This is a genomic window from Clostridium sp. AM27-31LB (assembly GCF_003480745.1).
GTDB classification, from domain to species: Bacteria; Bacillota; Clostridia; order Lachnospirales; family Lachnospiraceae; genus Butyribacter; species Butyribacter intestini.
On record NZ_QUJS01000012.1, the window covers coordinates 48,929 to 64,711 of the forward strand.

Sequence of the window (15,783 nt, forward strand, 5' to 3'; positions counted from 1 at the left end):
TTTATATATGTTAAATTGGTATCATAAATTTGTGTATGCATTTTGCACATAGTAAAGTTGCGAAGCAACTTTCAATATGAGTCCTTTGGGACTCATGGTATCATAAATTTGTGCATGTAATTTGCACACTATGAAGTTGCGAAGCAACTTCTAATATGAACGCAAATGCGTTCATGATATCATGAAGCGAGGGACAAAAACAGGTACATAGTTTTTAGAATGGAGGAAATAGAGTGGAAATTTTAAGAGTAGAAAATCTCACAAAAGTTTACGGAAAGGGAGAGAATGAAGTAAGAGCACTTGATGGTGTTTCATTCTCAGTAGAAAAGGGCGAGTTTGTTGCTATCATAGGACCGTCAGGTTCGGGAAAATCAACATTGCTTCATATATTAGGTGCTGTTGATGAACCGTCATCGGGAAAAGTTTTTATGGATGGTAAGGATGTTTTTAAACAGAATGAGGAACAGCTTGCTATTTTCAGGAGAAGACAGGTCGGTCTTGTATATCAGTTTTACAATCTGATTCCGGTGCTTGATGTTGTTGAGAATATAACACTCCCGGTTCAGCTTGACGGAAGAAAAGTAAACAGGGAGCGTTTACGGGAGATGGTTGCCCTTTTGGGACTTCACGGCAGGGAGAAGCATCTTCCTAACCAGCTTTCAGGAGGGCAGCAGCAGAGAGTTTCAATAGGCAGGGCACTTATGAATTCACCGTCAGTTGTGCTTGCCGATGAGCCGACGGGAAACCTTGACAGCAAGAACAGTCAGGAGATAATGGAGCTTTTAAAGAAGTCAAATAAAAAATATAACCAGACACTTATCATGATAACACATGATGAAAACATAGCACTTCAGGCTGACAGGATAATTGCAATCGAGGACGGACACATCACGAGAGATGAGGTGAACAGATAATGAACATCATAAACAGATTTACTCTCAGGACGCTTTTGAAAAATAAGGTGCGTACATTTGTCACAATACTTGGCATTATTCTTGCAACTGCAATGTTTGTTTCAATAACAAGTATAATAACAAGTTTACAGAATTATATGCTTGATATTGTGGTGGACCAGTCGGGTGAGTGGCAGGGGCAGATATACAATATTGATAAAAAGTCAAAAGAGGAGATATGTGACAAAGCCGCAGACATAAGCGAGAAAAGTTATGTTGAGATATATGATAATCAGGGAAAGGCAAAAGATATTTCATTTTCAGGAATAGATGATAATTTCAGAGCAATGCTTACTGTGAAGCTTAAAAGCGGACATATGCCAAAGGATAATTCTCAGATAATCATGACTAATATGGCAAGAAGCGTTTACTTTGAAAACAGTAAGATAGGGGACAAAATAAAATTAAAGGTTGATGGTAAAGACAGGGAGTTTGAAATATCAGGTTTTTCTGAAGTGGTCACAAGTAATGGTGATACATCTAATGATATGCAGATATTTACAAAAAGCGGTCTTATATCACCAAAATCTTACACGATGTATTTTAAATGCAAAAATGTTTCAAAAGTGGAGGGGACATTTGAGACACTTATGAAGCAACTTGAAAAGGCAAAGAAAGCAGATGCAGGTTCGGATGAAGATGAGATAACCGGTTATATACACAGCGTACTTTTAAAATTTTACGGAGAGTCACAAAACCACACATACAACAAACTTTTATATGGTATGGCAGGCATACTTATGGCAATAATAATGGTTGCGTCAGTGTCGCTTATCCATAATGCGTTTTCAATCTCCATAAGTGAGAGAACAAAACAGTTTGGACTTCTCAAATCGGCAGGTGCGACGAGAAAGCAGATTTTAAGAAGTGTGTTTTTTGAGGCAGGAATACTTTGTATAATAGGAATTCCGATTGGTATAATATGCGGTGTAATAGGAATTGGTATTACATTAAATCTTCTTGGAAATCAGTTTGCGATGATGCTTACAGATTCGGGAACATCGGGAATTTCACTTACAATGCATATATCTGTAGCGGGGGTGCTTACAGCCGTAGCAGTAACGGTTATCACAGTATTGGTATCGGCACTCATACCGGCAGTAAAAGCCGTCAGACTAACGGTATTACAGGCTCTTAAACAGAATGAAAGTATGGGACTTAAGAGAAGAAATGTAAAAGTAAATCCTCTTTTAGGGAGATTGTTTGGTTTTGAAGGGAAGCTTGCCGACAAAAACTTTAAGAGAAATAAGCGAAAACAGAGGGTGATGGTGATTTCTATTGCCATAAGCACGGCACTTTTTGTGGCGGTGAACAGTTTCACCTCGTATATGTCAAAGTCTTTGGAGCTTTATGGCAGTAATACGGTGGCGGATTTGTCAATGGAAGTTGAAAAAAGTGCGGTTGAAAAAAGTTTTAAGACGGTTGAAAATGCGTTAAAGGGATTTAAGGGAGTAGATAATATAGATGATGGTGGTTATAGTATGTATGATAATGTAATTGCCGAAATAAATATAAAAGATGTAGACAGCGAGTATCTTAACGGTCTTAAGAAGATGAATCCGGAAATGATCGATGAGAAAAAGGGCATCATAAGGATAGATTCTCATATATGGTATCTTGAAGATGATATATATAATGAGTATATAAAGAAAAACAATATAAAAAATACAAATGCTTTGGCATGGCCTCATCTTTCAATTTATAATGAAAACGAAAAGAAGAATTATTCATATGACATTATAAAATCAGATGCAGCTATAAAGATATATCAGGCAAAGGAAAAGAAAGGTTATGAACTTGGTAATGTAGATAGTTATAAGAAACTCAGCCAGTATTATTTTGAGATTCCTGATGATGATGGAGAAAGTGCGGAGAGTAAGGTTTATTCAGGAAAAGAGGCATTTGCGTCACAGGATGTAAGTGTAGTCAGATGTAATAAGAAACTTCCACTTTGTATTGGAGATGCAAGTGATAATAATGTCCTAACGATAGTGAAACCATATTCAGAAATCAGAAATATGCCAAAGGGAGTTGTAAAAAATAATTATTACACATTTGCTTTTAAGGCAAAAAAACATTCAGAGGCAAAAGTAAACCTTAAGGCTTTCATAAATAAAAAAATGTCAGGTGAGTTAAAAAATTATATACCTTATATAGCTGACTATACACATGATAAGGAAACAAGTAATGCGATGGTAATGATAGTCAATGTTTTTTCATATGGATTTATCGTACTTATCTCACTGATTGTTATTGCAAATGTATTTAATACAATTTCCACAAACATTCTTTTAAGGAGACAGGAATTTGCAATGCTGAAATCTGTCGGAATGACAAAAAAGAGTCTGAATAAAATGATGAATTATGAATGTGTATTTTATGGAATAAAAGGTCTTATATTTGGTATGGTAATGGCGGTAATTGCTACCTATGCAATGTTCAATATAATGAGTGAGGGATTTAATGTAGGATTTTATATTCCGGTGCAGAGCATCGTGGTCGTTGTGATAAGTATATTTATAGTAGTATTTGCAAGCATGATATACACAATGAAAAAGATTAAAAAAGATAATGTAATCGAGACACTTAGAAATGATAATATTTAATAATATCGGGGGGAGTGGCATTTTTTATAACAGCCATTGACATTTTATTATCGTACTTCTATCCTATAAATAAATCATTGAAAGAGGTTAAGAAAATGAACAATTTTTTATTTAGTCTGAATGCGACGGTTCCGGTTTTTGCGGTGATAGTCATCGGACATTTTTTCAAAAGGATAGGTCTTATAGACGAGCATTTTGCAAGTGTGGCAAATAAATGTGTTTTCAAGGCGTGCCTGCCGTGCCTTGTATTTCAAGATCTTGCAGATACAAATATAAGAAAGAACTTTGATTTTAAATATGTCGGTTTCTGTTTTATTGCGACGCTTACCTCAATCCTCGTGGTATGGTTTCTTGCTAAGAAATTTATGAGAGATAAGAGCATGGTAGGTGCGTTTGTTCAGGGAGCATATCGAAGCAGTGCCGCTATTTTAGGTATAGCGTTTATTCAGAATATCTATGGAACATCGGGCATGGCACCACTTATGATAATCGGTTCAGTGCCGCTTTACAATATATTTGCAGTTATTATTTTGACATTGGAAAGCAACAATAAGGAAAATTTTGGAGATAACAGCCGGATTAAACACGCACTGAAAAATATACTTAAAAATCCTATAATAATAGGAATTTTCTTCGGTCTTGCCGCATCATTTTTAAATATAAATTTTCCGAGAATGATTGATAAGACGATAAACAATCTCGCAGTTATGGCTTCACCGCTTGCACTTATTTCAATTGGTGCGACATTTGAGGGCAGAAAAGCACTTGCAAAGATTAAACCGACTATGGCGGCATCACTTATAAAACTTGTCGTTCTTGCAGGTATTTTTCTGCCTGTCGCAGCATATTTTGGTTTCCGTGACCAGAAACTCATTGCGATAGTGATAATGCTTGCTTCACCATGCACACCTACATCATACATAATGGCAAAAAATATGGACGGTGATGACACACTTGCAGCAAGTATAGTGGTAAGTACCACATTATTTTCATCGGTTACGCTTACGGGATGGATATTTTTGATGAAATCATTGTCACTTATCCAGTAATAATAATTAAAGAATAGTATATCAAAAATGACAAGAAAAAGACCAGCCGTTTCTATCGAACGAAACGGCTGGCTCTTTATAAATAGGTGGGAACAAATAATAAACAATGTATAAGCTGAAAGCTGCACACCCTCTCCACAGGAATATTTAAAACAGCTATACATGTTAGTAAACTACAAGCATTATTGTAGCATAACTTTGGAAAATAGCAACAATTTTTTAATGAAATATGAAGAAAAATTCAATATTTTTTACAAAAAATTCATATTTGCAATAGTATTTACAGATTGCTACACTTATTTTTAGACATATTCTAATATTAAACATAAAGAATCTATTGTTAGAATGATGGAAAAATGTATATTTTTTATTTTTATAATCATACACATATGAAAGAGCTTTTTCATAAAATAAATTATACGAGGTTGTCGCAATAAGTATAATCTATACGATATGAAGATGTTAATGACAGATTTATTATCTGCATATTGTATAAACAGTGCCCCGTGCGACCGACCCTTTAGTATTTATACTTAAAATATATGATGGAGACACAAAATTATGAACTTCGATAATATTAAAAATTCTATCCGCATCCTTCCGTCAAAGCAGCTTAAAGAGTATCTTGGCAGGAGCGATGTATTGATTTTCGACTTGCGGGATAAAAAAGATTATGATGCCGAACACATTCCGGGGGCAGTTTGGATTGATATAGATTTGCTGGAAAAGGACATAAGAAGAATTTTATCAAGAAGTTATGTGACAAATGAGGATAGGGAGATTTTTAATAAAAATGGTATCAGACTTATTATTCTTTATTGTGATAAAGGAAATCAGAGTATAGTTGCCACCAGGGATCTTGTAAAACTCGGTTATCCGGTGGTAAGTCTTAACGGAGGATTTGAAAAATACAAGGAGATATACGGTTAAATAAAAATCAGGATTGCGATAGGATAAAAACAGAATTGCTGTGCTGATGAGATAAAAAGCGGTCATCCCGGTATATGTTTATTTATAAGGCAATGGACATATGTGGAAAGACTGCTTTTTAAATGCTGCAATTTTATAAAATTTATTCATTAGTGTGCAGCTTGTGTTTACTTCATTTCATAAATGAAAGGCTATTCCGCCCCAAAAAACAAGTCAATAATACATTGAGCAAGCTCATGTATTATTGACTTATCTTTTTTGGGCTGAACTGTTACTTGTATAGCGATATAAATAATGAAAAAAAATTCACATAACATTAAAACTATGCTATGATATGAAAGATGCGTAATGTATATTGAAAAAGATACCAGACAAAAGCGGGAGTTTTTCAAATGATTAGCAATAACAAAAATAAAAACAGATTGGATGGAAATGATGGACAAGAGATTTTTTAAGACCGGCAGTATAGTTAAGGTTATGTTGTTTTTTGCAGCCGTTATGTTTATTTTCGGACAGGGAATAAAAGCAGACGCTAAGCAGAAATTTGTTGTGGGATTTGACGCAAGTTTTCCGCCTTACGGTTATCTCAGTGATGACGGTGATTATGTGGGATTCGACCTTGACCTTGCTGCAGAAGTGGCAAAGAGAAATGGATGGGAGCTTGTTAAACAGCCGATTGACTGGGATGCTAAAGATACTGAGTTAAAGGTCGGAAATATTGACTGCATATGGAATGGTTTTACCATGAATGGCAGGGAAAAATTATATACATGGACAACTCCGTATGTGGATAATTCACAGATAGTTATTGTAAATAAAGATTCCAATATTAAGAAATTAAGTGACCTTAAAGGAAAGATTGTATGTGTGCAGGCGGACTCTTCGGCACTTGCAGCTCTTAAGGGGGATGATGCGACAGATGAGAATAAAAAGCTTGCCGGCGAAATGAAAGAGATAACTGAAGTCGGAGATTACAATTCTGCGTTTATGAATCTTGAAAGCGGCATGGTAGATGCGGTGTGTATGGATATAGGTGTTGCATCGTACAAACTTGAAGCTTCAGGGGACAAGTATAGGATGCTTGATGAAAGACTTTCGTCGGAGGAGTATGGCATCGGATTTAAGAAAGGAAATACAAAGCTCCGTGATAAAGTTCAGGTGACACTTCTTGAAATGCTGCAGGATGGAACATTTGGTACTATAGTTAAAAAATGGAAACTTGAGGACAGTGCTTGTCTTAGTCTTGACGATAAGACATATATTGACGGTGGAAAAGTTCCTAAGGTAGCAAAGATTACACCTGCACCGCAGAAAGACAATGCGAATGAAACGGCTGCACCTGAGAGTTCTTCAAATACAAAGAAAAAAGGATTTATAAATATTGCATTACGGCTTTCAGAGGGTATGGGTGCAACACTTCTTATATTTTTACTCACGCTGGTATTTTCAATGCCGCTCGGACTTCCGCTTACGGCGATGAGAATGTCAAGGATAAAGATAATACAGTGGATAGCGAAGATTTACATATCAATAATGCGTGGTACACCACTTATGCTCCAGCTTCTTGTTGTATTTTACGGACCGCATTATCTGTTTAATATCAAACTTCCGTATTCGTATCGTTTTTATGCCGTTATCATAGGATTTGCACTTAACTATGCAGCATACTTTGCGGAGATTTACCGTTCGGGAATACAGAGCATACCTGTAGGTCAGAGAGAAGCGGCAGAGGTGCTCGGTTATGGCAAGGCAGGGACATTCTTTAAGATAATATTCCCACAGATGGTAAAGAGGATTATGCCGCCTGTTACAAATGAGGTTATCACGCTTGTAAAAGATACTTCACTGGCATTTGCAATCGCTTATACGGAGATGTTTACCGTTGCAAAACAGGTGTCGTCAAGTATGGCATCTGTTATGCCGCTTTTTGTAGCCGGTCTGTTCTATTATATATTTAACTTTATCGTGGCATATGCAATGGAACTGATAGAGAAGAAATTTGACTATTACAGATAGAGAAGAAAAAGTTTGCAGGTGGGAGTTTAGGAATATGGCAGAACTGCTGTTGTATGGGTTAAAGACAGGTGTTTAAGTGTTGTAAGCAGATAGAAATATGTGAAAGGTTTGGATAAATATGAACATATTAGAAATGAATCACATCAAAAAGAAATTTGATGAAAAAACGATTTTAAAAGATATAAGTTTAAGTGTGAAAGAGGGAGAAGTTGTATCAATAATCGGACCGTCAGGTTCCGGTAAATCAACATTGCTCAGGTGTGCGACTTTCCTGGAAAGGGCAGATGACGGAGATATATCCTACTGCGGGGAGGAAGTGGTAAAAAGTCAGACAGGCATTGCCATATATCCTGAAAAAAAGATTATAAGAGAAGCACAGCAGAATTTCGGACTTGTTTTTCAGAATTTTAATCTTTTTCCGCATTATTCCGTACTTAAAAATATAACAGATGCTCCGATATGCAATCAGAAAAGGGCAAAGTATGAAGTGTTTAAGGAAGCAAGGGAACTTCTTAAAAAGGTAGGTCTTGAAGATAAGGAAAATGCATATCCGTGTGAACTTTCCGGAGGACAGCAGCAGAGAGTTGCGATAGCAAGGGCACTTGCATTAAAACCTAAGATGTTGTTTTTTGATGAACCAACATCAGCACTTGACCCGGAGATAACAGCGGGAATTTTAAGAGTAATGAAAGGTCTTGCTGAGGAAAAAATGACAATGGTAGTTGTCACCCATGAGATAGAGTTTGCAAAAGCGGTTTCCGACAGGGTTGTATTTATGGATGGAGGAGTTATCGTAGAGGAGGGAACTCCTGAAGAGGTGATAGATGCACCTAAAAACCAGAGAACACAGGAATTTTTAAAGAAACTTGGAATTTAACGCTATCAAGTATGGGTTTAGCCATCTTCTGATATGCTGTGATAGTGTTATTCGCAAGCGGCAGAGAAGAATGCGAATAACCGCTTGACTGTAGATATGCTTAAAAAGTATTTTTATACCATGAACAGACAGTGTTCGACAGCAAAATGTGAAATTATTATGACTGTTTTTTTAATAATATTAAAATATTTGGAAGTAGTGGTTGATTTTAAGGAATACAGTGGATATAATAGCCTTTGGTATTGTGGAAATATATGGTAAGTTTTTTATTCAGGAAAGGTAATGATAAAGATAAATGAGATACATAAGCATTGAGAAAACAAAACCGGGAATGATTTTAGGAAAAGAGGTATTTGATGATGAAGGCAGAATACTTCTTTCAGTTAATACAAAACTTACAAAAGAGTATATCACAAGACTTTCTATAAGAGGTTATCAGGGAGTTTATATTGAGGATGAATTATCGAGAGGAATAAAGATAGAAGAAGTAATATCTGTCGAACTGAGAAACAGAGGAGCACAGGCGGTAAAAGACGGAAATATAGACGACCTTAAAACAATAGCAAAAGATATTGTCAGTCAGCTTCTTGATAAAGATAAAAGTATATCCATTGACATCCAGGATCTTAGAACTTATGACAACTATACATACAAACATTCAGTTAATGTCGCTGTTATATCAACAATAATAGGTATTTATCTGTCCTATGACGAGGAATCCTTATATGAACTTTGTCTTGCGGCACTTATGCACGACATTGGAAAGACAAAGATAGACCCTGCTATAATAAATAAGCCGGCGAGACTTACGATGGCAGAATACAGACTGGTTCAGGAGCACGCAAGATATTCGTATGATATTCTTGACCAGAACTGGCTTATGCCGGCAAGGACAAAACAGGGTGTTCTCCACCATCATGAAAATGAGGACGGGACGGGTTATCCTAATAGACTTGTAGGTGATGAGATACCTCCGTATGCAAAGATAATTCATGTTGCAGATGTTTATGATGCACTCACTTCAAAACGCCCGTACAAAAAGCCGTATGCTTTGTCAGAGGCGATAGAGTATCTTATGGGTGGAAGTAATGTGCTGTTTGACAGAAAGGCAGTTGAGGCATTTCTTGAGGCTGTTCCGGTCTATGCAAAAGGAATAGAAGTTACCATGACAAATGGCGAGAAAGCACTAGTTGTGGCAAACTCGTCAAATCCGCTTCGCCCTATCGTCAGACTTATCAGCAATGGTAAAGACATTGACCTTAATAATGATAAAGATTATATAAGTGTTACGATAGCACCTCATACGGTCGTTGAAAATGACTTTACATCAGTTTATGAGAAATTTGAATGTGATTAGATAACATAAATGCCTGACCTTTTTGCAATGCAATATATGTGGAGAACACAACTACTTGACTTTTTTTAAGATGCAATATAAAATGAACACATATGTTAAAGACTGAGACGGAGACAGTACCTTTTTGGGAAAGAGTACAGTGAGTCCGGGATGGTGCGAACCGGGTATCTGACAAAATGGGAATATCACTCCTGAGTTGCAGGTGGAAAATATTTGAGTACACTGAGCCGGTTCCTACCGTTATATGGGTCATGTATTCTGTCTGTATAGGATTTGTGCTGTTGTTATATTATATGTGTGAACAGCAGTGGATTTGGAACAGACAATGTGCATCAGAATAGGTGGTTAATGATAGTTTACGCTTTCATCCTGTTTGGGGATGGGAGCTTTTTTATTTTAACATTATTAAGGAAAGCAGCAAAGTGGATTGCAAATATCCACTTGACTTTATTTAAGAAAGGAAAATGATTATGTACGAAAAAGTTTCAAGCGACTTAAATTTCGTTGACAGAGAGAAAAATGTCGGCAAATTCTGGCGTAACCAGCAGATTTTTGAAAAATCAATGAAAGCAAGAGAGGGATGCCCTACTTATACATTTTATGACGGACCTCCTACAGCAAACGGAAAACCTCATATCGGTCATGTGCTTACGCGTGTTATTAAAGATATGATTCCAAGATATAAGACTATGAAAGGATACATGGTTCCGCGTAAAGCAGGATGGGATACACATGGTCTTCCAGTAGAACTTGAAGTTGAAAAGATGCTTGGTCTTGATGGCAAAGAGCAGATTGAAGAGTATGGTATGGAGCCATTCATCAAGAAATGTAAAGAATCAGTTTGGAAATATAAAGGTATGTGGGAAGATTTCTCAGGTACAGTAGGTTTCTGGGCTGATATGGATAACCCATATGTAACATACGATGACAACTTTATTGAGTCAGAGTGGTGGGCATTAAAAGAAATCTGGAACAAGAAACTTTTATATAAAGGATTTAAGATAGTTCCTTATTGTCCTCGTTGTGGAACACCTCTTTCATCACAGGAAGTTGCACAGGGTTACAAGCTTGTAAAAGAGCGTTCAGCAGTAGTCCGTTTTAAGGTTAAAGATGAAGATGCATATTTCCTTGCATGGACAACAACACCGTGGACACTTCCATCAAATGTTGCCCTCTGTGTAAACCCTGATGAGACATATTGTAAGGTAAAGGCAGCAGATGGTTACACATATTATATGGCACAGGCACTTCTTGACGATGTACTCGGTAAGCTCGCTGACGAGGAGAACGGTGTAAAAGCATACGAAGTTCTTGGGACATTTGCAGGTAAAGAACTTGAGCATAAAGAGTATGAGCCGCTTTACGCTTGTGCAAAAGAGTGTGCAGACAAGCAGCACAAAAAGGGATTTTTCGTTACCTGTGACACATATGTAACTATGTCAGACGGTACTGGTATCGTTCATATCGCACCTGCATTTGGTGAGGATGATGCAAATGTAGGACGCAACTATGACCTTCCATTTGTACAGTTCGTAAACGGAAAAGGTGAGATGACAGAGGAGACACCGTTTGCTGGTCTTTTCGTAAAGAAAGCTGACCCTGAGGTATTAAAAGACCTCGATGCAAAGAAACAGCTTTTTGCAGCACCTAAGTTTGAACATGATTATCCTCACTGCTGGAGATGTGATACACCGCTTATCTATTATGCAAGAGAGTCATGGTTCATCAAGATGACAGAGGTAAGAGATGACCTTGTACGCAACAACAACACTGTAAACTGGATTCCTGATTCAATCGGAAAAGGCCGTTTCGGAAACTGGCTTGAAAATATTCAGGACTGGGGTATTTCCCGTAACCGTTATTGGGGAACACCACTCAATATCTGGGAGTGTGAGGGATGCGGCCACCAGGAATCTATCGGAAGCCGTGCGGAACTCGCAGAGCGCAGTGGAAATCCTGACGATGCAAAGGTTGAACTTCACAGACCTTATATTGATGCAGTGACATTTAAATGCCCTGACTGTGGTAAGACAATGAAGAGAGTACCTGAGGTTATCGACTGCTGGTTTGATTCAGGAGCAATGCCATTTGCACAGCATCATTATCCGTTTGAAAATAAAGATTTATTTGAGGCTCAGTTCCCTGCACAGTTTATCTCTGAAGCAGTAGACCAGACAAGAGGATGGTTTTACTCACTTATGGCAGAGTCAACACTTTTGTTTAACAAAGCTCCTTATGAGAATGTTATTGTGCTCGGTCATGTTCAGGACGAGAATGGGCAGAAGATGAGTAAGTCAAAAGGAAATGCGGTAGATCCATTTGATGCACTTGATAAATACGGTGCTGACGCAATCCGCTGGTACTTCTATATAAACAGTGCTCCGTGGCTTCCAAACCGTTTCCACGGCAAGGCAGTTCAGGAGGGACAGCGTAAATTCATGGGTACATTGTGGAACACATATGCATTCTTTGTACTCTATGCAAACATTGATGAGTTTGATGCAACAAAATATACACTTGAGTATGACAAACTTTCGGTAATGGATAAGTGGCTCTTATCAAGACTTAACAGCACTGTTAAGGAAGTTGATGAAAATCTTGCAGCATATCGTATTCCTGAGACAGCAAAAGCACTCCAGAGCTTTGTTGATGAGATGAGTAACTGGTATGTAAGACGCTGCCGTGAAAGATTTTGGGCAAAGGGAATGGAGCAGGATAAAATAAATGCTTACATGACGCTCTATACTGCACTTGTAACAATCTCAAAAGCAGCAGCACCTATGATTCCGTTTATGACAGAAGATATTTACAGAAACCTTGTATGCACTCTTGATGCAAATGCACCTGAAAGCGTACATCTCTGTGACTTCCCTGAGGTAAATGAGGCTCATATCGACAAGAAACTTGAAGAAGATATGGAGACTGTACTTGAAGCCGTAGTAATCGGTCGTGCCTGCCGTAATACAGCAAACATCAAGAATCGTCAGCCAATCGGAAAAATGTATATCAAAGCAGATGCAGAGCTTTCAGAGTTCTATATGGACATTATCAAGGACGAGCTTAATGTCAAAGAAGCCGTACTCACACAGGATGTAAGCGAGCTTACAACATACAGCTTCAAGCCACAGCTTAAGACACTCGGCCGCAGATTTGGAAAACAGATAAACAATGTAAAGGAAATCCTTGCAGGACTTGACGGTCAGAAAGCAATGGCAGAGATTAACGAAAAAGGAAACCTTACCATCACGGTTGACGGAAACGAGGAAGTGCTTGAAAAAGATGATCTTCTCATCGAAGCGGCACAGATGGAGGGTTACATTTCAGATACAGACCACGGAATAACAGTCGTACTCGACACAAATCTCACACCTGAACTTATCGAGGAGGGATTTGTCCGTGAGGTTATCAGTAAAATCCAGACAATGCGTAAAGACGCAGGATTTGAGGTAATGGACCATATCTGTGTATCAATGCAGGACAATGACAAGATAGCTGACATCGTAAAGAAAAACGAGGAGCAGATTAAGTCAGAGGTGCTTGCGAATGAAACTAAGTATGACGGAGCTGTTGGATTCACCAAAGAGTGGAATATAAATGGCGAGAAAGTAATGCTTGGCGTAGAAAAAATGTAAAGATGGCTGAATTGTTGTTATAAAAAACACTATTATGGAAGTCTCCTGCTTTTATTGCGTAGAGTAATAAAAACAGGGGACTTTTAACTAAGAATTGTTCTTCAATAATATTATTATTTGCAATAATATTATTATTTACAATAATAAATCAAGGTTGCCGCGCCAGTTATGTTTTCCTATGAGGTCATCTTTTGTGAGATGTATATGACACATTGTATTTTCTTTCATACCCATACATACCCAAATCGAATAAACCTTTTTAATATCATCATAGTTCATGTTTATAAAATCTCTTTGTTTTTGTGATGATACAAGCCGGCTTATATAAAAAACAGCTCTGTTTATGATTTGATATTTCTTTGGTTCATCTTTTTGTGCTTCAATATTTATAATTACCTGAGATAATTCATTTTCATTATTTGAGTTATTACCTGTAAATTCTTTTATAGTCTTAACAAGTGTGCAGTTTACGGATTTATCAAGGTCGGATAACATGGTGCTATGCACCGACCGGAGCGGAGACCTTGAATCCAGATTCAAGGTCTCTACCCGCACAAAAAAACCCCCTGTGATTTTCACAGGGGGTTTTTAGTGCGGATAACAGGACTTGAACCTGCACGCCACAGGGCACAAGAACCTAAATCTTGCGTGTCTGCCAATTCCACCACATCCGCATCTACATGATATTGTAAGTTTAAAATATCGTATAAAAGAATAACATAGTGACTATTTTTTGTCAAATATGTTGATGATTATATTCTTTCAATTTTACTCTTTTTTCTAAATTCGGCAGGACTCATTTTGACATATTTTTTAAACTTTGTGTGGAAATAGTCAACATTTTTGTAGCCGACTTTTTCAGCAATCTCATAAACTTTTAAATCTGTTGTCAAAAGAAGCTCTTTTGAATGTTTTATTCTTACTTTGTCTACAAAGACATTGAAGCCCTCGCCCACTTTTTTATTAAATATCTTTCCAAGATATGAGCTGTTGTATCCAAAAAGAGGAGCAATATTTTCGAGCTTGATATTGTCCATATAATTGTGCTCTATGTAGTGGATTATGTCATCCATGACACCTTCGCTTGTCGGATTGCCGATAGTTCTTGTTATCATGTCAAACTGCTCGGTGAAGTAGAGCATAATCTCGTAAAGATAGTATTTGTCACCAATGTAGTCTATAATCTCTGCGTTGCCCGGAAATGGAATATTAGCATTGTGATATAAGTGTGATATTTTCTCCTTTATTGACAGATATAAATCTGTGAGGAAAAGTTTTATCCTTGAAATATCACTTGTCGAGTAAAACAGATTTCGTTCAAGTTCATGAAGTGTCTCGGCAATCTGATTACGTTTTGAAGCCTGAATATAACCTGTAAGTTTTTCGCAATATTCCTGAAGGTGTTCATCGGAAATGTCGTAAGTGTTTTCATATTCCTCTTTCGGAAGTTCGTCCCAGCCTATTGTATGCTGCTTGTCCTCGCAGAAAAATCTTCTTTGCAGGAGCTTATGTGCCTGCTGGTAAGAAATGTGAACATCTTCGATAGAATGAACTTCGCTTCCATATGCTATAAATAAGGAGTCAAGAGGTGAATTTTCCTGAGGTTTTTGTTCTCTGTTATAGTGATCCAAAAATTCCTGGAATTTGTGTAAAGTAAATGCACCCTTTAACAGTATGACTTCATTTTGATCAATTTCAATACTTTCATAAGAACTGTTTCTCTTGTTTGTTACTTTTAAAAGATCAGAAAACTTATAAGGCAGTTCAGTAGCGTGATGACTGTATTTTTCATAGATTACTACCTGATATATGTCGGCATCTATGTTCATGTCATCTATATTATTTATAGTCGAAGTACCCGTAAGTATGTCAAAAAGAATCATGTTTTTTGCTTTATCACGATAAGTGCTTAAGGTTTCTTTATCTTCTGCTTCTTTACTTATCTGTGAGCGGATGGAATCAACTGTCTCGTAAAGCTCATCCTCGTCAATAGGTTTTGTAAGATAGTAATCGACACCGTTTTTAATGGCGGCCTGTGCGTACTTAAAATCCGTATAGCCGCTTAGTATTATGACTTTTCCATTAAACCCCTTGTTTCTGGCTGCTTCGACGACATCTAGTCCAAGCATTTTAGGCATACGAATATCCATAAGTACCAGATCAGGCTGTTTATTCAAAATAAAATTAAGGGCATCTTCTCCATTTGATGCCTCTCCTATTATCTCGAAACCAAGTTGTTCCCAATCAATAATACATTTGATACCTTGTCTTATTATTAATTCATCATCTGCGATAAAAACTGTATTCATGGGACCTCCTTTATCATAAAAATGTAATCACTCAAGTATTTATTATACATAAGG

Annotated in this window: 10 protein-coding genes, 1 tRNA gene and 1 pseudogene; 9 read left to right on the top strand and 3 right to left on the bottom strand. The window is 37.2% G+C overall.

The annotated features are described in order from the left end of the window. The first annotated feature begins 233 nt into the window (after window positions 1–233). The 9 genes and pseudogenes from DW721_RS14625 (at window position 234) to ileS (ending at window position 13,420) form a co-directional block, all read left to right on the top strand. A complete protein-coding gene (locus DW721_RS14625; RefSeq protein WP_022013294.1) occupies window positions 234–914 on the top strand; it encodes an ABC transporter ATP-binding protein in 681 nt (226 codons plus the stop codon). Beyond that, window positions 914–3,559 carry an ABC transporter permease gene (locus DW721_RS14630; protein WP_118746168.1) on the top strand — a complete coding sequence of 882 codons (2,646 nt, stop codon included), beginning with the start codon at window positions 914–916 and terminating at the stop codon, window positions 3,557–3,559. The genes DW721_RS14625 and DW721_RS14630 overlap by 1 nt, the downstream gene beginning before the upstream one ends. 95 nt (window positions 3,560–3,654) lie before the next feature. Then, window positions 3,655–4,608, top strand: coding sequence for an AEC family transporter (locus DW721_RS14635; protein WP_118746169.1), 954 nt, complete (start codon window positions 3,655–3,657; stop codon window positions 4,606–4,608). A 561-nt stretch (window positions 4,609–5,169) separates the two neighbouring features. Further along, a complete protein-coding gene (locus DW721_RS14640) occupies window positions 5,170–5,538 on the top strand; it encodes a rhodanese-like domain-containing protein (protein WP_118746170.1) in 369 nt (122 codons plus the stop codon). A gap of 498 nt (window positions 5,539–6,036) precedes the next feature. Further along, a pseudogene (locus DW721_RS16515) lies at window positions 6,037–6,741 on the top strand (amino acid ABC transporter substrate-binding protein); the annotation flags it as partial. 201 nt (window positions 6,742–6,942) lie between these two features. Further along, the gene (locus DW721_RS16520) at window positions 6,943–7,554 is read left to right on the top strand and encodes an amino acid ABC transporter permease (RefSeq protein ID WP_243036040.1); all 612 of its coding nucleotides are present in this window, start codon (window positions 6,943–6,945) and stop codon (window positions 7,552–7,554) included. A 118-nt stretch (window positions 7,555–7,672) separates the two neighbouring features. Next, window positions 7,673–8,431 (top strand): amino acid ABC transporter ATP-binding protein, encoded by a 759-nt coding sequence (locus DW721_RS14650; RefSeq protein ID WP_118746172.1) that lies wholly within the window; start codon window positions 7,673–7,675, stop codon window positions 8,429–8,431. A gap of 295 nt (window positions 8,432–8,726) precedes the next feature. Next, complete coding sequence (locus DW721_RS14655; protein WP_118746173.1) at window positions 8,727–9,788, top strand: HD-GYP domain-containing protein; 1,062 nt, start codon at window positions 8,727–8,729, stop codon at window positions 9,786–9,788. A gap of 470 nt (window positions 9,789–10,258) precedes the next feature. After that, entirely contained in the window at window positions 10,259–13,420 is a 3,162-nt protein-coding gene (gene ileS, locus DW721_RS14660; RefSeq protein ID WP_118746174.1) for an isoleucine--tRNA ligase, read from the top strand. 135 nt (window positions 13,421–13,555) lie between these two features. Here the strand turns inward: ileS and DW721_RS16725 are convergent, their stop codons facing one another. From DW721_RS16725 to DW721_RS14675, 3 genes are all read right to left on the bottom strand, one after another. Continuing rightward, a complete protein-coding gene (locus DW721_RS16725; protein ID WP_347560398.1) occupies window positions 13,556–13,975 on the bottom strand; it encodes a hypothetical protein in 420 nt (139 codons plus the stop codon). 37 nt (window positions 13,976–14,012) lie between these two features. After that, window positions 14,013–14,094, bottom strand: a tRNA-Leu gene (locus DW721_RS14670). Window positions 14,095–14,172: 78 nt separating this feature from the next. Then, on the bottom strand, window positions 14,173–15,729 hold the full coding sequence (locus DW721_RS14675; protein ID WP_118746175.1) for a response regulator: 1,557 nt from the start codon (window positions 15,727–15,729) through the stop codon (window positions 14,173–14,175). Between the last annotated feature and the right edge of the window lie 54 nt (window positions 15,730–15,783).

Coding starts and splice junctions, on each gene's coding strand:
- DW721_RS14630 (WP_118746168.1), top strand. CDS start 914: ATGAACATCATAAACAGATTTACTCTCAGGACGCTTTTGAAAAATAAG.
- DW721_RS14635 (WP_118746169.1), top strand. CDS start 3,655: ATGAACAATTTTTTATTTAGTCTGAATGCGACGGTTCCGGTTTTTGCG.
- DW721_RS14640 (WP_118746170.1), top strand. CDS start 5,170: ATGAACTTCGATAATATTAAAAATTCTATCCGCATCCTTCCGTCAAAG.
- DW721_RS16520 (WP_243036040.1), top strand. CDS start 6,943: ATGGGTGCAACACTTCTTATATTTTTACTCACGCTGGTATTTTCAATG.
- DW721_RS14650 (WP_118746172.1), top strand. CDS start 7,673: ATGAACATATTAGAAATGAATCACATCAAAAAGAAATTTGATGAAAAA.
- DW721_RS14655 (WP_118746173.1), top strand. CDS start 8,727: ATGAGATACATAAGCATTGAGAAAACAAAACCGGGAATGATTTTAGGA.
- ileS (WP_118746174.1), top strand. CDS start 10,259: ATGTACGAAAAAGTTTCAAGCGACTTAAATTTCGTTGACAGAGAGAAA.
- DW721_RS14675 (WP_118746175.1), bottom strand. CDS start 15,729: ATGAATACAGTTTTTATCGCAGATGATGAATTAATAATAAGACAAGGT.